This window comes from Geodermatophilus sp. SYSU D01119 (genome assembly GCF_054049975.1).
Window position 1 is genome coordinate 117,306 of sequence record NZ_JBJGYL010000011.1, and the last position, 19,994, is coordinate 137,299.

Genomic DNA, 19,994 nt, shown 5'->3' on the forward strand with positions numbered 1-19,994 from the left:
AACCTGACAGCCCCCTGTGGCGGCAGGCCATGCACCTTCGAGCTGAAGGCAGGTACACCCTGCGAGACGCCGTCGTGAAGGCCCAGACAGATGGCATCGCCGTGAGCTGGCGGGACGTCGCTGCGGTGGCTCCCTTCGAGCGATCGGCCATGGCTCAGGCGCCACACGTACTGGACTTCCTGGCGCAGTCCGCCCGCCGGCTCCAAACCGGTTCGGTGCTCGACCCCTTTGCCGTCTCACCGTTACCCATGGCGGCCGTTGCGGAGGCCGTGCCGGCGGCCAGGATGGCCTGTGGAGCGGTCGATACCGCCGTACTCGACATAGGCAAGGTTCTGACGCCGCACGCTGACTGGTCGTTGGATGCAGCAGCGACGCTCGACCAGTTCGACGGACAGCAATTCGATCTTGTACTGCTCACGCCGCCATTCGGGATGCGCGCTCAGCCGCATCACCGGGAGGCCCTGCCCAATTTGCCTCGCCCCGAAGTCGCCGACTTCGTCTTGCTGAAGTCGCTCAGCATGGCCGCCCCTGGCGGTCGGATCATCTATCACGCTCCGGACAACCTCTTCTGGCGCGCAGAGGGTCGGGTCCTAGCGGCTTGCGCCGAACGAGGTTGGCATCTAACGGCCGCCATCTCGGTAGACCGCGGCTTCGGTTCAGGCGTGGCCGTGCACTCCTCGCTGGCCGTCTTTGAGCAGCAACCGACGGATCAGCTGTTCATCGCCCGTCTGGATGAGCGAACTTCGATCAGCACGTTGACCGAGAACCTGCTGGCTCGTCGGCCTGACCCCGTCAACTTCCACCTGGGCGTGCTGACGGACAGGCCCTTCCATAGTTGGCAGACCTTCGTCATGCAGCGCGAGGTCGCGGAGGCCTTCGGTACTGACGAGCTCGTGCCCCTAGCGGACATCGGTCAGGGACGTGGTGTCTCGATCCGTCCGGATAGGCCGTACGAACCACCGGATAACGCCATCTTCATTCCCGGCATCGGCAGGAGCGACGTCTTCACGTACCCGCCCGCCTACGAGGGCCGGGGCGCTTACCGCGTGGTAGTCGTCCAGCTGGACCCAGATCGAGCTCGAGCTGAGTACGTCGCTGCGTTGCTCTCTAGCCCGATCGGTAAGCGACTCCGGGATGCCTCATCTCGCGGTTCGACCCTGCCCCACGTCGATGCCGCCTCCCTGATGACCGTCCGCATCCCGCTGCCGTCCTTACCGGCGCAGCAGCAAGCGATCGAGGCAGCTAGCCATCTGGCCAGCATGGAGGCCACCGTTGATCGTCTGCGCAGCGAGCTTTGGCGGCAGCCGGCCCAGGCTCGTCGTGTAGTCGAGCGCCTTGAGCACGCCGCGCGGCTCGACCCAGTTCGCCGGTGGTTGGAGTCCCTGCCCTATCCGTTGGCATCCGTCCTGCAGCGGTACATCGCGCTACGGGACCCAGAGGGCCGCGTCCAGAGCCTGGTGAACTTCTTCGAGGCCGTCGCTCAGTTCGGGTGTGCGGTACTGCTCAGCGTCTTCCGCGCGGACGATGTGCTCTTTGAGCAGGTGCAGTCCGACATTGGCAAAGCGGCCCCGCCCGGGCGCAAGCTGTTCGACCGTGCCGACTTTGGGCTGTGGCTGGGTCTAGGACCAACCTGGCCCGCAATGCTCGTCGCCTAGCGGGTGACAAGCACTACAAGGAGGCGCTCGAAGCCGCCAGCGGACCGGCTGCGGTGCTGGTTGAGAGGTTGTCGGACAAGCAGTTCTGGGGCTTACTCGACCGAGCGCGTGTCGTACGCAACCAGCGAGCTCACGGCGGCGTCGTATCCGCCGATCAGATATCGCGCTGGCTGTCTGGCCTTGAGGCGCTGCTGAGTGATGTCGAGCAAGCGCTTGGAACCGCCTTTGAGGATGTCGACTTGGCGTTGGCCTCAGAGGGGCGCTATCGGCACGGCATCCATACCTACAGTCACGCACAACGGCTGCGCGGACCGAACTCCATCTTCGAGCAGTTCGAGGTGCAGACACGGGAGCCGCTCGAGAGCGAACACCTGACCTTCGTCGCCCGGGACTCGGCCGTCAGCCCCGTTCTCCGGCTTGTGCCGCTCGTCAGGGTCGGGCCGACACCGAGCAGCGCCAACAATGCCTGCTACTTCTTCGAGTCGCGGAAGGACGGATCCATCTCCTACGTCTCGTACCACTACGAGGGGGAACCGCGGGTCGAACTGCAGGACGAGGACCTCGAGCAGCTCGTCCAGCAGATCAACAGTGTCGGTGGAGGCGTGTAGGTACTGCAGCTATGGGAGCCGACGGGTATTTGCAGCAACTTCTGGTCCGGTATCGGGCGCCGACTGGACTGACCGGGCCAGGTGAGCGAGTACGGAGCGGGCTGTATCCCCTCATCAGCCGCTGGGCGGGTCCGCAACTCAGCGAGTTGAAGCTGTCCGGCTCGTACGCGAAGGACACAGCAGTCAGGGGCGCTACGGACGTCGATCTATTCGTCGGTCTGCGGTCCGACACGACAGGAACGCTGCGTCAGCTCTACGAGTCGCTAGCGCTCTATCTAGAACGGTCCGGCTACAGCGTACGTCGCCAGAACGTGTCGCTTGGCATCGTCTATCAAGGGCTGAAAGTCGACATAACACCAGGACGGCGTCAAGACGCCTGGGGCTCCGATCACAGCCTGTACGTGCGCCGGCTCGACACTTGGCGACAGACGAACGTTGACACCCACGTCCGGGTTATCGGCCGCTCTGGCTATACGCCCATCATGGTGCTGCTGAAGCGGTGGCGAGATTGCCACGGACTGGCCTTCCTGTCCTTCGCCGTGGAGCTTGCGGTCCTGCGGAGCTTGCAGAGCCCATGGGGCCTCGGCCTGGCGGATCAGACGGCCCGAAGCCTGACCTTCCTACGTGACAACATCACGACGTGCCAGCTCATTGATCCCGCCAACAGCAACAACGACGTCGCGGGGGAGCTCACTCGTGATGAGAGGCTCGCTATTGCCTCACGAGCGCGTCAGAGCCTATTAGCCAGCAACTGGGGTGAGGTCATCTGGTGAGTGACGTCCGCGCAGCCCTTCTATCGGAACTGTTCGCGGCGCTCCAGGCCGAGATGCTCGCCAAATTGACGACGGTCAGCGTGCATCCGCATCCGGATGCCAAAGGCGACCAGTCCGAAGTGAACTGGGCTAAGTTGCTCGATGCACATCTGCCGCAGCGCTACCGCGTGCTGCCGAAGGCGACCGTGGTCGATCACTATGGCAACGCCAGCCAAGAGATTGACCTGCTCGTCATCGACCGCCAGTACTCACCGCTGATCTTTCATTCGGATGCACGGGCTTACGTGCCGGCAGAGTCGGTGTATGCCGCTCTCGAGTGCAAGCAGGGCCTGAATCGGGCCAACGTCGACTATGCGGCTGACAAGGTGGCGTCAGTTAGGTCGCTCGAGCGAACAAGCGCTCCAGTGCCGCACGCCGGTGGGGTCTACGCACCTCGCGAGCCGGGGCGCATCATTGGTGGATTGTTGACTTCGCGAGCGGATTGGACGTCCGGGCTGGGCGCCTCATTCACTCGCGCCTTGCGTAATCAGGATGTACTGGGGCAGTTGGACATCGGCTGTGCGCTCGTCGGCGGCGGCTGGTCGACCGAATATGACTCAGATCCTGCTGGTGTCGAGGTCAGCGAACCCGACACCGCGCTCACATACTTCATGCTGACATTACAGGCGCGTTTGCAAGCGGTCGGAACAGTGCCAGCCATAGACTTTGCATTGTGGCGCGAGTGGATACCCACGCACCGCGCCTGACGTCTAGTGATCCCGCGACGTCATCCCCTGTGATGGATGACGTCTGTTAGCAACTGCCGGCATTGTCTCGGCGCCATGAGATGGTGCTCAAGTGCCTTACCCTCCCCGGCCGCAGTTGCGACCATTGCCGGAGTTCAAGGGGTCGAATAGGCCTCGTCCTGACCCGGGGCTGCAAGGCCGCGTAGAAGCCTTCGTGGTATCCCAGTACGCCAATGGTCCCTCGCTTCGCGAGATCGCCGAGCTGACTGACCGCTCCTTCTCCGCTGTCCGCAACATCCTCGACAAGCATGGGATGAAGCGACGCTCTGCCGGCGCCACCAGAGTGGACAGCGACCACGTTGCACCGGCCTAGATCACTCGTCGGACTGACCGAGGAGCGCTTCCGATACCGACGTGGCTCCACCGAGGGCCTCTCGCCAAGCAGCGTCGTCACGGCGGTGCTCGGCGAAGACGTCTGCGATGGCCCGACCTTGCAAGACTGCCTCAAGGGCTGTGGCCACCACGGCTTGGGCCTGGCGATTGGCGAAGCGCTGCACCGTCCGGGCAACGTCGAGGCTGATCGGGCCGCCGTGAATCAGCGAGTCCCGGCAGCGCTTCAGTCGCCGGACGCGTCGTTGGTAGTGCTCGATCTCAGCTTCGACCCAGGCCTGCACGGCGGTCGGGTCCGTGCACGCCGCGGCCACCGTGCGGATCCGGCGCCCGCCTGCGTGATGGATGGGCATCGATCGGGCCAGTGGCTTCAGGGCTGCCAAAGCGACATCGATCCGCAGCTGGTAACGGTGGTATTCGCCCGGAACGTTCTTCTGCAAGTCGTGTGGCTCAGGCAGGTCTGGGAGGTGAGCCTTCAGTTCGCTGTTGCTCGTCATCGTCCAGACAGCGTTGAAGACGTCGAGCCGAGCGGTCTGCCGCAATGAGTCGACGGCAAAGTTGTCCAGCAGCAAGTCCTGCCACGCGGTCGAGCACCGACTGGAGACCAGCTCGATAGCGCGGACGTCCTGAAGCAGCGTCGTGGGATCAGCAGACTCCTCGCGGTCGTGAACAAGTGCAGACACTTGCAGAAGCTCCGCCAGGAGGGGGTCCGTCACCGGTAGATGGGCCTGCAGTCTCGGCGCCAACCGAAACAGCTCTTCGTCGGTGTAGTCGTGCACGTATTGACGGCGGTCGAACGGCAAACGGAATGGGAACGATGAGCCACGGAGCTGTCCGTCCTCGACGAACAGGTAGCCACTGAGCCGTTCCCAAGCGGTGCCCCGTCCGTGGAAGCCGGCGACCTGAACGAGCGCCTCCACCTGCTCCCATGCGATGCGGACTGGGTCGGCGTAGCGGCTCGTTCCGAGGTCGACGCGCACCGCCACCCACTGCTCGACATCCGTCGGCCAGGTAAGACGCCGGCGTGATGGGTCGCCCAGCTCTCCGTCTGACAAGAGCTCCTCAGGAAGGTCCTCATGCCGATCACTGGTGCCGTCACGCACCATGTCGATCAGTCCAAGCATTGCCGGGCCGTCATAGAAGGTCACCGGCCCAAAGTTGACGTGCCAGCCTGCGGCAGCGATGCGAGCCTGCCCGTAGACCACCCAGACAGCCTGGCGACCCGGGGTGCGCTCCTGCTCCAGGAGGGCGTGACACAGCGTGACCCGCTCATCGGGGGCCAGGCCGGCGCTGTCGAGCTCGGATCGGCGGGCCGGCGACGGCATTGGCGTGCCGTCCAGCTCCTGGCGCGCGATGGCGATGTCGAAAGCCGCGTCATCCAGGACGCCTGCCAGCAGGTTGCCTTCGCTCCGAAGGCTGCGGCCAGTCATGGCCAGCGCCGACTCCAAAAGGCGCAAACGAGCGGCCACAGTCTCCGTCGTGGCCGCTGGATCGCGCACGGCCGCCAGTAGGTCATCGAAGGCGGCGACGCTGGCCTGGCCCAACTCCACCTGACCGCTACGCAGGAGGTCGCTGGCCTGTCGTCGAACGTCCGGCTTGGCGCCCAACTTCGGCGTCAAGAGGAGGTCCTTAAGCTTCGACAGCCCGGGCGTTGACGCGCGCAGTCGTGGCCCCCGGGTGGCAATGACCTGCTGGACGTCCTCGGCCATGTGTTGCCATGGCCAGCGGTGGAAGCCTGGGTCATACGGTCGTGGATCGGTCAGCCAGCGATCCAGCTCGTCAAGCGCGACGCTCAGGCTGAGCGCTTCGTCTTCGATCCGGTCGAGCGTTAGACCAGTGCGTAAGTGGCTGATAAGTAAGGCCAGTTCTTCTTCCGCAGACGGTGGCCAATCGCGCGGGGCGCCTAAGACTCGCATCACCCATCAGCTTAGCGCGAATAGCTGATGCGGCCCAAGTTTTTTGCCGTCTGCCGATCGTCTGCAATAGAGACTTTGTCATGATCAAAGACGCTAGCGGTCGCCGCCTACCGTGAAACTATCTCCGCTACCGCCGACTTCTCGGCAGATCCGCGGCTTCGTTGACGGTCGTATCCCGCAATCAAATAGCCTGAACCGAAGAATACTCTTGGTATCGCTAGGGTCGATTGCTGAAGCGTGGCCAGAGTTGCACCCCCTCGCTGTGCAGCACCCGCTGAACAGTGCTTGCTCCAAGCTCTAACTCGGCGCCGATCTGCCTGGTTGATTTGCCGGCGGCATATAGCGCGACTGCCCTTGCTCGATCCGCGTCTCCTGGACTTCGCCGTCTCGTGGCCACGCCGTTCCGCTTCAACAGCTTGTTCACGGAACTGTGGGCCAGGTTGTAGCGCTCGCCAACCTCGCGGGTCGTTGCCCCTGCCTGGTACGCATCGACGATTGCCGCGACAGTCTCATCCGAGAGTCGGTGGCTCAACTTGCTCGGCAGGTGGGCGGGACGCGGCGTCGCTGACAGGCCCGCGGCCGGCCGCTTCGTCAGGTGACGCTCGAGGCGGCCGACCCGCTGGACGGCGCCGTAGTTGTTCGAGTGTCGTCGGAGTACCTCCACCAAATGGACACCTAGCACGCCTTACTCCAACCCCGTCCCCACTGTGCGCACCGTTCATGGTGGCGGGTGCTCGGCTGAGTCGAGACGCAAGGGTCTTGACCGGCGGGCGCGTCGTCGGTAGACAGCCCCCGTCCCGCTACATCAGGACACCCTGGCGAGCGCCAGGTACGGGGAGCGACTGCGGCCTCGGAGCGCCGGTTGCGCGGAGTACGTCCCGCAACGCCAGCCAGACGTTGGAGGTCTTGGCATGATCCGGCCGATGGTCAGCGGGCAGCGCGCCGCTCAAACGCGATTCGTAATCCCATTCACACTCCTCGTCGTCCTTATCGGACTGCTGCCCGCCACGGCGCGCGCTACAGATGGCATCGGGCTGGCTGCATGGAGCGTGACCGTTGCCTCCGACAAGTCAGTATCGTTCTCCATCACAACGTCGGGTGGTGGCGGCCTAGCTCCACGGCTTGGGGCTCAGAGCATCGTCGGATACACCTGCGTCGAGGCCGCGACGGGAGCCGAGGCATACGGCACTGCAGCGTCCTTTGGCGCTGAGTGGCTGGTTTCCGGAAACACTTACCAGGTTGGGCCTCTCGTGCAGCAGCAGGTTTTCCCAACCGTCAACTGCGAAACCAACGCCCTGTACCTGTCCGGCAGTGACAACTCGACCGTTAGATTCGAGACGCCAGAGGCGCTGCGGCAGGCGGGCATCGAGCCACTGCAGTTCACCATTCCGGGCGAGGATGACTCCTCGTCGCCGCCCCTAAATCCCACGCCGCCAGCGTTCAATCAGGGCGAATATGTCGCCATGGGCGACTCCTACTCTTCTGGGGAAGGCATTCCACCCTTTATTGGTCCGAGCGCGAGCAATGGGTGTCACCGATCTGCGTCGGCATACAGCCAGCAGTTCGCTCAGGCCAGCGACTGGGCCGGGGATGTACGTTTCGTGGCTTGTAGCGGTGCAACGGTTGCCAGTGTCCAAAGCGGTCAGAATGGCGAAGCGTCACAACTCAACGGGTTGAGCGAGTCGACGACTCTTGTGAGCTTGACGCTCGGCGGCAATGATATCGGGTTTGCATCCATCGCTAAGACCTGCGTGGCGACCGGCAACTGTCAGCGTGGCTACGACCGACTCATGTCGGATCGAATCGATTCCATGGCCTCGCGGCTGGCTGGACTGTACGACGAGATCTTGGCGCAGGCCCCTAATGCTGAGCTCTTTGTCTTGGGATATCCGCGACTGTTCCCAGCAAACCCGGGAGCAAACTGCAACGGCATTCAGCGGCGTGAGGCCGTATGGTTGAATGGGCTGGTCGATTCAATCAACGACAGCATGCAGGGCATCGTGGACATAACGAATGCGAGTGCTGACCGCGAACGAGTCCACTACGTTGAAACGGGAGACGCGTTCATCGGTGGCGAACTGTGTGCGACTAGTGCACCCGTTTATGTGAATGGCGTCATTCGTAGGAACCTGGTCTACAGCTTTCACCCAACGGCTCAAGGGCAAGCGATGCTGGCAGCACGGCTAGAGAATGCGGTGAACGCGGCTGGACTTCTTGACTAGCTGCGCCGTCTCCTCGCGGCAATGCGAAGAAGTAGTAATGTCGCGAGGGATAGTGCCATGATGGCGAAAGAGATTATCGTCGTTGTCAGGTTGGCCAGCGTATCGCGTTCGAATGACCATGAGTAAACGGCCAGGGAGGCGAGAAGAGCAACCCACGCGCTCGTTCGAATAACGTTCTTTGAAGTGTGCGACATGCTACATGGTATTGTAGCACCAGTCGTGACTATGCGGCGTCTACTTCCTTGCAATGCCCGAGGATCCTTGGATCTAGTCGCGCCAAGTGCCGAAGCGGCATTTCGAATGGAACTTTGGTTACTCCCTCATTCTTGCCAATACCGCAGTGCGTGACTCGATTAGTGAAGCGCGCTTAGTCGCGCTCCCACGGGCGACGCATCGTCACCCCGGCCCTCAGTAGTGCCAGTCAGACGTTTTATCAGCAGGCGAGCGGTTCGACGTCGGCGGGCAATGGGCGCGGACTGAACAAGTACGGCTCTGACCTCAACGTCCGCAGCGCGGCCAACACGCAGTGGGCTTTTCTCGCATGCAGCGGCGCCGTCATCAACAACGTCCGAGCCGAGGCGGACGGCGGCTCCGTCCAACTTGGGGCAGACGGCTACCGCGAGATCCACACCCAACTGAGTTACCGCTGGGTCGACTACGGCACCGACCTCGTGACTATATCGGTTGGTGGCAACGACGCTGGATTTGCCGGGATTCTTTTCACCTGCGCGACGTCGTCCTGCCACTCGGCATCGAACGAGCCCATCTTGAATGCGGCTATTGATGGCCTCGGGCCGCAGCTACAACGACTATATGACTCCATTCAGGCGCAGACGTTCGGAGCCAGGGTCATCGTTCTGGGGTATCCGCAGCTCTTCCCAGCAACGGCAGCCGAGCAGAGCTGCCGAAGTTTGCGGGTTTTCGCAGGGGAGCAAGACTATCTGCGCCGGGCGACGACACGCATGAACACCGTCATCGCTCAGGCTGCTAGTCGGGCCGGCGTGGACTATGTCGATGTGAGCGCAGGCTTCGCGGGACACGGAGTCTGCGGCGCTCGGGGTGAGTGGATCAACGGCCTGAGCGGAACGGAAACATTACTCGGCGAGGCATCGACGATGAGTCATTCCACCCGACGGTGGTGGGTCAGCGTCAGTACGCCCTTATCGTGAACGCGGCGACCGCCCGGCTCGGATTGCGTTGAGCCGGCGCCTGACGTGGCGGGCTAACAAGATGAGGAGCAGGAGGCAGGCGAGGTGGACCCCCAAGGACCAGATGGTGCTGTACGGGCTATATCCGGCTGTCGGGCCTGCTCCATATCCGCCAAAGGTCCCGCCAGCGCCGAGGTAAGTCAGCACGTTCAATGCGTAGTAGAGAAGCACTATGCAGACGAAGCGTAATGATGTGCTGGCCGCGAGCCAGATCAGTTGATTTCGATACGTCTTCGGCAAATGTTCCACTTGTGCCCATAATAACATAGGCAGAATGCCGAGGACGCAATAGACATCCTTGCCGATGCTTCTCGAGATGGGGGGCGCAACTAGTGACGAAACCTCGCGCGGATGGTTACTCCCGCCCCTGAGAGAGCTCGGGCGATGGTGCTCGCACCGAACCCAAGCTGAGCGGCGATAGTTCGCGTGCTGTGCCCAGCTTCGTACAGCTTGACAGCACGCTGGACGTCTTCCTCAGTAGGACTCCGCCGTCTCGCGGCCACGCCGTGGTGCTTCAATAGCTTGTTGATCGAGCTGTGGGCCAAGCCGAAGCGCTCGCCGACCTGGCGGGTTGTCGCGCCGTCTCCGTAGGCGTTGAGGATGGCTGTGACGGTCTCGGCCGTGAGCCGTTGGCTCAGCCTGCTCGGCCGGTGGACGGATCGCGGCGTGCCTGTCGGCTCCGCAGCCGGTCGCTTCGCCAGGTGCCGGGTCAGGCGGCCGACCCGCTGCACGGCGCCGTAGTTGTTCGAGTGACGTCGGAGTACCTCCACCCCGTGCGAGAGCCCCGGTCGGGTACCCGACCGGGGCTCTCGTGCGTCTGCCCGTTCCCTCGCCGTGCTGTCATCCTCTCTGCGAGGAGCTGGGCAGGCCGGTGCGGCCGACGTGCCCCGAGGAACACGACCGGGGGAGGTCGCATGAGCACGACGGCGGGGCAGGGCACGGAGCAGTCCGCCGAGGAGCGCCGCCGGGGCGGGTTCAGCTCCCGGCGGGTCTTCATCCTCGCGGCCATCGGCTCGGCCGTGGGGCTGGGCAACATCTGGCGCTTCCCCTACGTCGCCTACGAGAACGGCGGCGGTGCCTTCGTGGTGCCCTACCTCGTCGCGCTGCTGACCGCCGGCATCCCGTTCCTGCTGCTCGACTACGCGATCGGCCACCGTCACCGCGGCTCGGCACCGCTCTCCTTCGCACGGCTGCGCCGCGGCACCGAGGGATTCGGCTGGTGGCAGGTGGCCATCTGCTTCGTCATCGCCGTGTACTACGCCGCGGTGCTGGCCTGGGCCGTGAGCTACACCTTCTTCTCGCTCGACCGGGCATGGGGCTCCGATCCCGAGGCGTTCTTCTTCGGGGAGTACCTGCAGGCCGGTGAGGTCGAGGTCACCGCCGACGTGGTGCCCGGGGTGCTGGTGCCCCTCCTGATCGTCTGGCTCGCCGTCCTGGTGGTCATGGCCCTCGGCGTCCAGCGCGGGATCGGCGCCACCTCGCTGGTCTTCATCCCGGTGCTGGTGCTCGCCTTCCTCGTCCTGGTCGTGCAGGCGCTGCTGCTCCCGGGCGCAGGATCCGGCCTCGACGCACTGTTCACCCCCGACTGGGCGGCCCTCGCGGTGCCCTCCGTCTGGGCCGCCGCCTTCGGCCAGATCTTCTTCTCGCTGTCGATCGGCTTCGGCATCATGATCACCTACGCCTCGTACGTCGGCCGGCGCGAGGACATGACCGGCTCCGGCCTCGTCGTCGGCTTCTCCAACTCCGGTTTCGAGCTCCTCGCCGGCATCGGCGTCTTCGCCGCCCTCGGCTTCATGGCCCAGGCCGGCGGGGTCGGGGTGGACGAGGTCGCCAGCGGCGGGATCGGCCTCGCGTTCATCGCCTTCCCGACGATCATCAGCGAGGCGCCGGCCGGCGCCCTCCTCGGCGTCCTGTTCTTCGGTTCGCTCGTCATCGCCGGGATCACCTCGCTGAACAGCGTCATCGAGGTCGTAATCTCCGCCGTCCGCGACAAGTTCGACACCAGCCGGCTCACCGCGACCCTCGCGGTGGTCATCCCCACCGCGGTGCTCAGCCTGGTCCTCTTCAGCACCACGAGCGGCATCTACGTGCTCGACGTCGTCGACCACTTCGTCAACCAGTACGGCATCCTGGTCGTGGCGCTGATCAGCATGCTGGTCGTCGCCTGGGGGCTCCGGGCGCTGCCCCGGCTCGCCGAGCACCTCAACGTCCACGGCCGGCCCCGGGTCGGCACCGGCTGGCGGGTGCTCGTCAGCGTCGTCGCCCCGCTGGGCCTGGCCGTCGTGCTCGTCCTCGCGCTGCGGGACGACCTCGAAGCGCCCTACGGGGACTACCCCACCTGGCTCCTGGTCGGCTCCGGCTGGCTGGTGGTCGTCACGCTGCCGCTGGTGGGCTTCCTGCTCGCCCGGCTGAAGTGGCGCCCCGGAACCCATCTGGACGGGCCGCCGCCCGGCTCCGACCCCGCGGCTCCCCTCCACGCGGCCGGCGCGCCCGCCGGCACCGCGCGGCCCGGCGCCCGGCACGACGAGGGGGAGCCCCGATGAGCACCAGCGCGATCGTGATGATGCTGGTGGCGATGGTCGTCATCTGGGGCGGTCTCGCCCTGGCCGTCGCCTCCCTCCTGCACCACGGAGCCGTCGAGGACCGCCCCGAGGGGCCGCGCCGGGAGCCCTGACCGCCGCCGGGTCGCCCTCGCCGGGGCACCGCGTGCGGGACGGCACGGAGGACGTCGCCGGCCCGCGCCTCCGGCACCTCCTCGCCACCGGGCCGAACCCCATCCGCAGCGCCCCGCCGTCCGCCCGCAGGGGGTGTGCCCCGGGCACATCCCGGGCGCCGCCGACTGTGAGCCGGCCACCTGTCGCCGTCGTCCGAACGACCCCAGGATGTGACCCGGACCACGGCCGCACAGTCGCGCACGGAGGAGCCCTCGTGACATCCCGCAGACCCATCAGCTTGATCACCCTCGGCATCGCGGCGGCGCTGGCGCTGCAGGCGTCCCCGGCCACGGCCGCGCCCGGCGGCCCGGACGCGGGACCACGGCCGTGCACCGCGGACGACACCGTCGAGGTCCCCGGCGCGGAGCTCAGCGTCACCGCCTGCCTGCCCGACCTGACCACGGCGGGCCTGCAGGCGACCGCCCCCGGCCGGTACACCGACCCCGCCGACTGGACGGGCCTGCACGTGCCGGGCACCCGCAACCCGACCGGGGTGCCGGGCCTGCAGGTCGACGGCTACTTCCCGGACACCTCCACCACCAACACGCTGCACGGGTGGCGGCACGACAGCCAGTTCGTCCTCCGCATCCCGGACGACTGGAACGGCGGCCTCGTGGTGAGCGGCGCCCCCGGCACCCGCCGGCAGTACGCCTCGGACTTCCTGATCTCGGACTTCGTCCTGGCCCAGGGCTTCGCCTACGCCTCGACGGACAAGGGCAACAACGGCGTCGACTTCTACCGGGACGGCGTCGCGCCCGGTGACGCCGTCATGGAGTGGCACGACCGGGTCACCGAGCTCGCGGTCGCGGCCAAGGGCGCCATCCGTGAGCACCTCGGCCGGGCGCCGGAGCGGACCTACATGGCCGGCATCAGCAACGGCGGCTACCTGGTGCGGTGGCAGCTGGAGAACCGGGCCCACCTCTACGACGGCGGCGTCGACTGGGAGGGCACCCTATTCACCCCCGACGGCCCCAACCTCTTCACCTACCTGCCCACCGCGGTGCGGTACACGCTCGGGCAGGCGAGCGCCGAGGAGATGTACGCCGCCGGGTTCGCCCGCGGGTCCGAGCCGCTGTGGGAGTACCACCGGTCGGTGTACTGGGGCCTGACGCAGAAGACCTACCGGGCGGAGTTCGACCCGGGGTACGACCCGGCCTGCCCGGGGGCCACCGCCGGCACGACCCTGCCCGCGATCCTGGCGCCCTGCCCGAGCGACGCGGGCTACGACGCCTGGTTCGCCGACCCGCGCTCGCAGGCCGCGCACGACGCGCTGGCCCGGGTCAGCCTCACCGGGAAGATCAAGAAGCCGCTGCTCACCCTGCACGGGACCCTGGACACGCTGCTGCCCATCAGCACCGACAGCGACGTCTACGCCGAGATGATCGCCGACCGGAACCGGGACCGGCTGCACCGCTACTACCGCATCGAGGGCGGCAACCACGTCGACAGCCTGGTGCCGCTCGACCCGGCGCACCTGCGGCCGATGCTGCCCTGCTTCCGCACCGCCTTCGACGCGCTCACCGCGTGGGGCGAGGAGGGGGCGCAGCCGCCGGCGAGCACGACGGTCCCGCGCCCGGCCGGGGCCGGGACCGACCCGCTGCTGCTGGACACCTGCTCGCTCGGCTGACGCCTGCTCCGCGGGGGCCCGGGGGACGTCCTCCCGGGCCCCCGCGGGGTGCCCCGCTCAGCCGCCGGGCCGGACCGCCGTGGTGACCGCGGCCAGCACCGCGGGGTAGGCGTCGCGGGCCACCCGCCGCAGCTCGTCGTCGGTGCGGTCCTGGATCGGGTGCGGCACGAGCACGTGCGGCACCGCCAGGCCCAGCGCGCGCGACTGCGCGGTCGCGGCGTCGGCGAACTCGGACGAGGCGAGGAAGACCCCCACCACGCCCCGGGCCTCGAGGTCGGCGATGTCGTGCACACTGCACGACGTGCACGAGCCCTAGTCGGCCAGTGCCTCGATGACCACCTCGCAGTGGGTGGCGATCTCGTGCCGCAGGTCCACCGGCGCCGGCCGGGCGAACGTGGGCTTGCGGTAGCGCAGGGTGTGCACGCCGTCGGCCCGCAGCAGCGCCTCCAGCTCCTCGACGACGACGTCGCCGCGGCTCTTGGAGATGTCGAGCAGGCCGACCGTCCGGCCCTCCAGCGACGCCGGCCGCGCGGTCAGCGCGCGCTCCGCCGGCCGCCGCTCCGACGTCGGGTCGAGCAGCACCCGTGCCATCACGCCTCCTCGATCGGGACGGTGACCGGCGTGCTGCCGGTCGCGCCGCTGGCCCAGCCGCCGATGACGGCCGAGAACATGCCGGCCGGGCCGCCGGCGTAGGTGAGCAGGAGCCCGCCGGGCCGGAACTTCGGCAGCGGCCGGTCGAGCAGCGCGTCGGGCATGCCCTCGGCGATGCCGAGCGCGCCGCGCCGCAGCTCGTCGGGCTGCATGAGCAACAGCGGCTCGAGCTCGGCCAGCAGCCGCTCCCGGCCCCACCCGGCCTCCCGGAACACCCGGCCGTGCTCGGGGCCCAGCACGACGAGGGCGTCCATGCCGAGCGCGGCCTTGGGGTGCCCGACGGTGCGCAGCACCAGGGCGAGCGTGCGGGCCAGCGACTCCGGCGTCCGGCTGAGCTGGTCGAGGAAGGGGACGAGCCCGGCGCCGGCGAAGACGGTGAGCGCCGAGCCGGGGACGCCGCGGGACTCCGCGAGCGGAGGGAACGGGCGCAGGCCGTCGTCGGCCTCGGCGAAGCACCAGCCGACCTTGCCGGGGTTGCCGAGGGTGGCGCGGTCGACCTCGCCGGGGCGCCCGCCGCCGACGTTGCGCACGACGAGCTGCAGCGCGCGGCCGATGGTGGCGTTGGCCCGGTTGCCCTGGCCGAGCACGTTGATGCCGGAGTTCATCCGCAGCCGGCGGGTGACCGGGCCGTTCACCACGAGCACGGGCCCCGCCGACCAGGTGGTGGCCAGCACGCCGTGCAGGGCGAACTCGTCGCGGCAGGCGGCCTCGACCGCGGCCAGCACCACCGGCAGGTGCTCGGGCAGGCACCCGGCCAGCACGGCGTTGACCGCGACCTTCTCCACCGTGCACTCGACGAGGTCGGGCGGGACGACGGCGACCACCTCGTCCGGTGCCCGGCGCGTGCCGCCGAGCATCCGCAGCACCCGCTCCTCGGTGGGCGGCACGCAGGGCAGGCCGTCGCTCCAGCCGCGGTCGTACACCGCCTCGACGTCGTCCTCCAGGTCGGCGAGTTCGACCCGGCGGGCGCTGAGCACCGCGCCGCCGTAGCGGCGGGCCAGCTCCTCCTCGACGCCCCACTCCACGCTGCGCGACCCGCACCCGGGCCGGTGCTCGGGCAGGCCGGGACCGAGGTCCTCGACACCGGTGAGGGTCTCCCAGGCGCTGCGCAGCCAGCCCTCGACGCGGCCGGTCTCGGCGCCGCCGTCGACCCGCAGCAGCGTGGGCACCGTCTCGATGCGCAGCCGCCAGCTGATCTCCAGCTCGCGGTCGTCGGTGACGGGCAGCCCGGCCGGGAAGGCGGGGTCGTCCTGGCTGACGACGGTGAGCGCTCCTGCGCCGGCCAGCTGCTGGAGCACGGGCTCGACCAGAGCACACGTGGGGCAGTCGCGCTTCACGACCGCCACGAGACCGTCGGGCACCGCTGCCACCGCTCGACTCTGACACGCATGTCAACACGCCCCTGGCCAGCCGTCCCGCCGTCGGCCAGAGTGACCCCCGTCACCCGACCGAGGGAACGGAGCCGCCGTGATCGAGAACGCCTTCTACACGCCCGAGGTGCAGGGCGCCTACGAGCTGCACTCGCTCGGCGGCTTCGACCTGGAGGAGGGCGGGCGCATCCCCGACCTGCGGATGGCCTACGCCACCTACGGCGAGCTCAGCGCGGCGAAGGACAACGCGATCCTCATCCCCACCTGGTTCAGCGGCACCCACGCCACCTGGGAGCAGACCTACATCGGCCCCGGCCGTGCGCTCGACCCCTCCCGCTGGTTCATCGTCGTGGTGAACCAGATCGGCAACGGGCTGTGCACCTCCCCGCACAACACCGACGACGACGAGATCGCCATGTCGCGTTTCCCGAAGGTGCGCATCGGCGACGACGTCCGGGCACAGCAGCAGCTGGCCGCCGAGCTGTTCGGCATCGAGCGGTGGGCGCTGGTGGTCGGCGGGTCGATGGGCGCGCAGCAGACCTACGAGTGGGCCGTGCGCTTCCCGGAGCAGGTGCTGCGTGCCGCGCCCATCGCCGGCACGGCGCAGAACACCCCGCACGACTTCCTGTTCACCCGCACGCTCATGGACGCCATCACCTCCGACCCCGGCTGGAACGGCGGGGAGTACCGCTCGAACGCCGACGTCGCCGACGGCCTGCGCCGGCACGCCGACATCTGGGCCGTGCTGGGGCTGTCCACGGAGTTCTGGAAGACCGAGTACTGGCGGACCATCGAGATCCCCGACGTCACCTGGTCGACGTTCGAGGAGTTCCAGGAGCGGTTCGTGCAGGCCACGTTCCTGGCGATGGACCCCAACGCGCTGCTCACCATGGGTTGGAAGTGGCAGCGCGGCGACGTCACCCGGTTCACCGGCGGCGACCTCGGCGAGGCACTGGGCCGGATCACCGCGAGGACCTTCGTCATGCCGATCGACGAGGACATGTTCTTCCCCGTCCGCGACTGCGCCGCCGAGCAGGCGCTCATCCCGGACAGCGAGCTGCGCGTGCTGCCGAGCATCGCCGGCCACTTCGGGCTGTTCGGCTTCGAGAAGACCTACCTCGACGAGGTCGACCGCAACCTCACCGAGCTGCTGGAGGCCCGGGTCTGACCAGCGGGCGGGCGGCGTCCCGGCGCCGCCCGCCCGCCGGGGGCATCAGGCGGGGACGAGCTCCGACCGGTGCGGCAGGACGGCGGCCGGCCGCCGGAAACCGCGCGCGAGCAGGTAGACCGCGAGGGCGATCTCCCATGCGGCGACCGGGACGGCGCCGAGCATGCCCCACACCGAGACCTGCTCGTAGACGCCGAACAGCACCGCCGTCGACGAGGCGAACACGAGCGGGCCGCCGACGAGGCCGAGCACGGCGATCGGCCGGGGCGCGAGCCGGCCGCGGTACACGAGCGTGGCGAGCAGCAGCGTGTTGACGCCGATGACGAGGCCGGGGCCGACGAGGAACGTCGCGTCGTGCAGCGCGACCAGGCCCTGCGCGACCGAGGCGCCCTCGGCGCCGGCGGCGTCCTGTCGCAGGGTCACGACGGCCAGGACGGCGACGATCCCGACGCTGATGACGGCGGCCTCGAGCAGGCGGCCGGCCACGTAGCCCAGCGCCAGCGCGCGGCCGTGCCGCTCGACGACCGGGAAGGCCGTCACGGCGGTGCCGATGACGGCCGCGGCGAGCACCACCTCGAGGAGCGCCCCCCACAGCACCTGCGTGTCCGCGCCCGGGCCGAGCACGTAGCCCGGGTCGCCGAGCAGCGGCTGGTACAGCGCGAGGGCGGCGACCGCGGCGACCGCCGCGACCAGGAAGAACACGCCGGTGACGGCGGCGGCTGTGCGGGAGTCCCGCATGGACGACCAGCTCCTCTGCTCCGTGGTGTACGGCGTACACCTGTGATGCGGAACGTTAGGTGTACGCTGTACACCTGTCAAGGAGGGGAGTTCCGGATGGCGCGGGAGCCGCTGACCCGGGAGCGGGTGCTCCGGGCCGCCGTCGAGCTGGCCGACACGTCCGGCCTCGACGCGGTGAGCATGCGTGCGCTCGCGCAGGTGCTCGGGGTCGTGCCGATGGCCCTCTACAAGCACGTCGCGAACAAGGACGAGCTGCTCGACGGGATGGTCGACGTCGTCATCGGCGAGTTCGAGGCGCCCGACCCGGCGCTGGCCTGGCCCGACGCCGTCCGGGCGTGGCTGCTCTCCGCCCGCCGGGCGGTGCTCCGGCACGGCTGGGCGCGGCGGGCCATCGAGTCCCGCACCCGGCGCACGCCGGCCGTGCTCGGGTACATGGACGCCGTCGCCGGCACCTTCCGCCGCGGCGGGCTCTCGGTCGACCTCACCCACCACGTGATGCACGCGCTCGGCAACCGCATCTGGGGCTTCAGTCCCGAGCTGTTCGACGCGCCGGCCGACCCGTCGGCGCCGGCGCCCACCGCGGAGCAGCAGCAGGCGATGGCGGAGGAGTTCGGCCGGCGCTTCCCGCACGTCCTGGAGATCGCCACGGCGGCGACCGGCGGGGACCTGTCCGCCGTCGGCGGGGGGTGCGACGAGCAGTTCGAGTTCGAGTTCGCCCTGGACCTGCTGCTCGACGGCGTCGCGCGGCTGCACGGACGCGGGTGGCGCTCCGCCTGAGCGGCCACCCGGCCTCACCGGGGGCGGTGCTCCTCCCGCGCCCGCTCGACCTCCGGCGCGGCCTCCTCGAGCACGTCGGCGAGGTCGCGCAGCCGCTCCGCCACCCGGGCGCCGAGCGGGGTGAGCGCGTACTCGACGCGCGGCGGGATGGTGGTGACGACGTCGCGGCTCACCATGCCGTCGCGCTCGAGGGCCTGCAGCGTCTGCGACAGCATCTTCTCGCTCACCCCGTCGACCCGGCGGCGCAGCGCGTTGAACCGGTAGCCGCCCTCGTGCAGCGCCAGCAGGGTCAGCGACGCCCACTTGGCGGTGACGTCCTCGAACGCCGAGCGGGAGGTGCAGTCGCGCGCGAAGACGTCGGCGACCAGCGCGGGGGAGGGGCCCGGCTCGCTCATGGGGGCAGCGTAGGACCACCGGCGGAATGGAGGGCACTTTCCGTCGGTTAGCGCCTTCGACCGAGTCACCCATCGAGGGAGCCCGCCCCCATGACCACCTACGCCGTCACCGGAGCCACCGGCCACCTCGGCCGCCGCGCCGTCGAGGAGCTGCTCGACCGCGGCGTGCCCGCGGCCGACGTCGTCGCCCTCGCCCGCCGTCCCGAGGCCGCGGCCGACCTGGCCGGCCGCGGCGTGCAGGTCCGGCACGCCGACTACGCGCAGCCGGCGACGCTGCCCGCCGCGCTGGCCGGCGTCGACCGGCTGCTGCTGGTCTCCGGCAGCGAGGCCGGGCAGCGGGTCGCCCAGCACACCGCCGTCGTCGAGGCGGCCGCGGGGGCCGGCGTGCAGCGGATCGTCTACACCTCGATCGCGCACGCCGACACGTCCACGAACCCGCTCGCCCCCGAGCACCGCGAGACCGAGGCGGTGCTCGGCCGCTCCGGCGTGCCGGCGACGGTGCTGCGCAACAGCTGGTACGCCGAGAACTACGCCGCGCAGGTCGACCAGTACCTGGCCACCGGCGAGGTCCTCGGCGCCGCGGGCGACGGCCGGGTCTCGGTCGCCGCCCGTGAGGACTTCGCCGTCGCCGCCGCGGCCGCGCTGCTCGCCGACACCGACGGCGGCGTCCACGAACTCGGCGGGCCCGGCGTCACCCTTGCCGACCTCGCCGCTGCGGTCACCGAGGTGACCGGCACGCCCGTGACCTACCGCGACCTGCCGGTGGACGAGTACGCCGCCGCGCTGCGGTCCGCCGGGCTCGACGAGGGGACGGCGGGCTTCGTCGCCGGCATCGACGCCTCGATCGCCCGCGGCGACCTCGACACCGGCGACGCCGACCTCACCGCCCTGCTCGGCCGCCCGGCGACCTCGCTGGCCGACGCCCTGCGCGCGGCCCGCGGCTGAGCCCGGACGCGGCCGCCCGGGCCCGGCCCCGGGCGGGCGCGGGCGCCCCCCGCGCCCGCCCCGGGGCGCGGGGGGCTTACGCCATCTAACAAGCACTGGGGTTTTTTTGGGC

18 protein-coding genes and 1 pseudogene are annotated in these 19,994 nt (G+C 68.7%); 13 read left to right on the forward strand and 6 right to left on the reverse strand.

Features of this window, described 5'->3' with window-relative positions:
• The first annotated feature begins 125 nt into the window (after positions 1–125).
• The 5 genes from ACI79X_RS11210 (at position 126) to ACI79X_RS11230 (ending at position 4,134) form a co-directional block, all read left to right on the forward strand.
• Positions 126–1,655 (forward strand): hypothetical protein, encoded by a 1,530-nt coding sequence (locus ACI79X_RS11210; RefSeq protein ID WP_457025476.1) that lies wholly within the window; start codon positions 126–128, stop codon positions 1,653–1,655.
• A gap of 68 nt (positions 1,656–1,723) precedes the next feature.
• Positions 1,724–2,263: a hypothetical protein gene (locus ACI79X_RS11215; RefSeq protein WP_457025477.1), complete on the forward strand. Its 540-nt coding sequence runs from the start codon at positions 1,724–1,726 to the stop codon at positions 2,261–2,263.
• 11 nt (positions 2,264–2,274) lie between these two features.
• On the forward strand, positions 2,275–3,036 hold the full coding sequence (locus tag ACI79X_RS11220; protein WP_457025478.1) for a hypothetical protein: 762 nt from the start codon (positions 2,275–2,277) through the stop codon (positions 3,034–3,036).
• Positions 3,033–3,782: a DUF6602 domain-containing protein gene (locus ACI79X_RS11225; protein WP_457025479.1), complete on the forward strand. Its 750-nt coding sequence runs from the start codon at positions 3,033–3,035 to the stop codon at positions 3,780–3,782. Before ACI79X_RS11220 ends, ACI79X_RS11225 begins: the two co-directional genes overlap by 4 nt.
• 193 nt (positions 3,783–3,975) lie before the next feature.
• Positions 3,976–4,134 (forward strand): helix-turn-helix domain-containing protein, encoded by a 159-nt coding sequence (locus ACI79X_RS11230; RefSeq protein WP_457025480.1) that lies wholly within the window; start codon positions 3,976–3,978, stop codon positions 4,132–4,134.
• 1 nt (position 4,135) lies between these two features.
• On the opposite strand, the gene ACI79X_RS11235 is transcribed toward ACI79X_RS11230, so the two are convergent.
• Together ACI79X_RS11235 and ACI79X_RS11240 are read right to left on the reverse strand one after the other, a co-directional pair.
• Entirely contained in the window at positions 4,136–6,067 is a 1,932-nt protein-coding gene (locus tag ACI79X_RS11235) for a hypothetical protein (protein WP_457025481.1), read from the reverse strand.
• 217 nt (positions 6,068–6,284) lie between these two features.
• Positions 6,285–6,749, reverse strand: a complete 465-nt coding sequence (locus ACI79X_RS11240) for a helix-turn-helix domain-containing protein (RefSeq protein ID WP_457025482.1) — start codon at positions 6,747–6,749, stop codon at positions 6,285–6,287.
• Positions 6,750–6,978: 229 nt separating this feature from the next.
• Here ACI79X_RS11240 and ACI79X_RS11245 point away from each other — a divergent pair, with 229 nt between their 5' ends.
• The 5 genes from ACI79X_RS11245 (at position 6,979) to ACI79X_RS11265 (ending at position 13,838) form a co-directional block, all read left to right on the forward strand.
• A complete protein-coding gene (locus ACI79X_RS11245; RefSeq protein WP_457025483.1) occupies positions 6,979–8,289 on the forward strand; it encodes an SGNH/GDSL hydrolase family protein in 1,311 nt (436 codons plus the stop codon).
• 392 nt (positions 8,290–8,681) lie between these two features.
• Positions 8,682–9,458: an SGNH/GDSL hydrolase family protein gene (locus ACI79X_RS11250; protein WP_457025493.1), complete on the forward strand. Its 777-nt coding sequence runs from the start codon at positions 8,682–8,684 to the stop codon at positions 9,456–9,458.
• A 953-nt stretch (positions 9,459–10,411) separates the two neighbouring features.
• Entirely contained in the window at positions 10,412–12,040 is a 1,629-nt protein-coding gene (locus tag ACI79X_RS11255) for a sodium-dependent transporter (protein ID WP_457025484.1), read from the forward strand.
• Entirely contained in the window at positions 12,037–12,171 is a 135-nt protein-coding gene (locus ACI79X_RS11260) for a methionine/alanine import family NSS transporter small subunit (RefSeq protein WP_457025485.1), read from the forward strand. The genes ACI79X_RS11255 and ACI79X_RS11260 overlap by 4 nt, the downstream gene beginning before the upstream one ends.
• 254 nt (positions 12,172–12,425) lie before the next feature.
• On the forward strand, positions 12,426–13,838 hold the full coding sequence (locus ACI79X_RS11265) for a tannase/feruloyl esterase family alpha/beta hydrolase (protein ID WP_457025486.1): 1,413 nt from the start codon (positions 12,426–12,428) through the stop codon (positions 13,836–13,838).
• Between the two features lie 57 nt (positions 13,839–13,895).
• On the opposite strand, the pseudogene ACI79X_RS11270 reads toward ACI79X_RS11265, so the two are convergent.
• Positions 13,896–14,429 (reverse strand): annotated as a pseudogene (locus ACI79X_RS11270) (UGSC family (seleno)protein).
• Positions 14,429–15,859 (reverse strand): thioredoxin family protein, encoded by a 1,431-nt coding sequence (locus ACI79X_RS11275; RefSeq protein ID WP_457025487.1) that lies wholly within the window; start codon positions 15,857–15,859, stop codon positions 14,429–14,431. Before ACI79X_RS11275 ends, ACI79X_RS11270 begins: the two are co-directional and overlap by 1 nt.
• Positions 15,860–15,956: 97 nt before the next feature.
• On the opposite strand from ACI79X_RS11275, the gene ACI79X_RS11280 reads away from it, so the two are divergent.
• On the forward strand, positions 15,957–17,027 hold the full coding sequence (locus tag ACI79X_RS11280) for an alpha/beta fold hydrolase (RefSeq protein ID WP_457025488.1): 1,071 nt from the start codon (positions 15,957–15,959) through the stop codon (positions 17,025–17,027).
• A gap of 45 nt (positions 17,028–17,072) precedes the next feature.
• On the opposite strand, the gene ACI79X_RS11285 is transcribed toward ACI79X_RS11280, so the two are convergent.
• The gene (locus tag ACI79X_RS11285) at positions 17,073–17,765 is read right to left on the reverse strand and encodes a DUF4386 domain-containing protein (protein ID WP_457025489.1); all 693 of its coding nucleotides are present in this window, start codon (positions 17,763–17,765) and stop codon (positions 17,073–17,075) included.
• Positions 17,766–17,861: 96 nt separating this feature from the next.
• On the opposite strand from ACI79X_RS11285, the gene ACI79X_RS11290 reads away from it, so the two are divergent.
• Entirely contained in the window at positions 17,862–18,542 is a 681-nt protein-coding gene (locus ACI79X_RS11290; RefSeq protein WP_457025490.1) for a TetR/AcrR family transcriptional regulator, read from the forward strand.
• 14 nt (positions 18,543–18,556) lie between these two features.
• Here the strand turns inward: ACI79X_RS11290 and ACI79X_RS11295 are convergent, their stop codons facing one another.
• On the reverse strand, positions 18,557–18,937 hold the full coding sequence (locus ACI79X_RS11295; RefSeq protein WP_457025491.1) for a winged helix-turn-helix transcriptional regulator: 381 nt from the start codon (positions 18,935–18,937) through the stop codon (positions 18,557–18,559).
• Between the two features lie 90 nt (positions 18,938–19,027).
• On the opposite strand from ACI79X_RS11295, the gene ACI79X_RS11300 reads away from it, so the two are divergent.
• Entirely contained in the window at positions 19,028–19,882 is an 855-nt protein-coding gene (locus tag ACI79X_RS11300; protein WP_457025492.1) for an NAD(P)H-binding protein, read from the forward strand.
• Positions 19,883–19,994 lie beyond the last annotated feature (112 nt).

Excerpts from the sequence above, each read along its gene's own strand:
- ACI79X_RS11290 (WP_457025490.1), top strand. The coding sequence starts at position 17,862 with ATGGCGCGGGAGCCGCTGACCCGGGAGCGGGTGCTCCGGGCCGCCGTC.
- ACI79X_RS11245 (WP_457025483.1), top strand. The coding sequence starts at position 6,979 with ATGATCCGGCCGATGGTCAGCGGGCAGCGCGCCGCTCAAACGCGATTC.
- ACI79X_RS11295 (WP_457025491.1), bottom strand. The coding sequence starts at position 18,937 with ATGAGCGAGCCGGGCCCCTCCCCCGCGCTGGTCGCCGACGTCTTCGCG.
- ACI79X_RS11220 (WP_457025478.1), top strand. The coding sequence starts at position 2,275 with ATGGGAGCCGACGGGTATTTGCAGCAACTTCTGGTCCGGTATCGGGCG.
- ACI79X_RS11235 (WP_457025481.1), bottom strand. The coding sequence starts at position 6,067 with ATGCGAGTCTTAGGCGCCCCGCGCGATTGGCCACCGTCTGCGGAAGAA.
- ACI79X_RS11285 (WP_457025489.1), bottom strand. The coding sequence starts at position 17,765 with ATGCGGGACTCCCGCACAGCCGCCGCCGTCACCGGCGTGTTCTTCCTG.
- ACI79X_RS11260 (WP_457025485.1), top strand. The coding sequence starts at position 12,037 with ATGAGCACCAGCGCGATCGTGATGATGCTGGTGGCGATGGTCGTCATC.
- ACI79X_RS11300 (WP_457025492.1), top strand. The coding sequence starts at position 19,028 with ATGACCACCTACGCCGTCACCGGAGCCACCGGCCACCTCGGCCGCCGC.
- ACI79X_RS11255 (WP_457025484.1), top strand. The coding sequence starts at position 10,412 with ATGAGCACGACGGCGGGGCAGGGCACGGAGCAGTCCGCCGAGGAGCGC.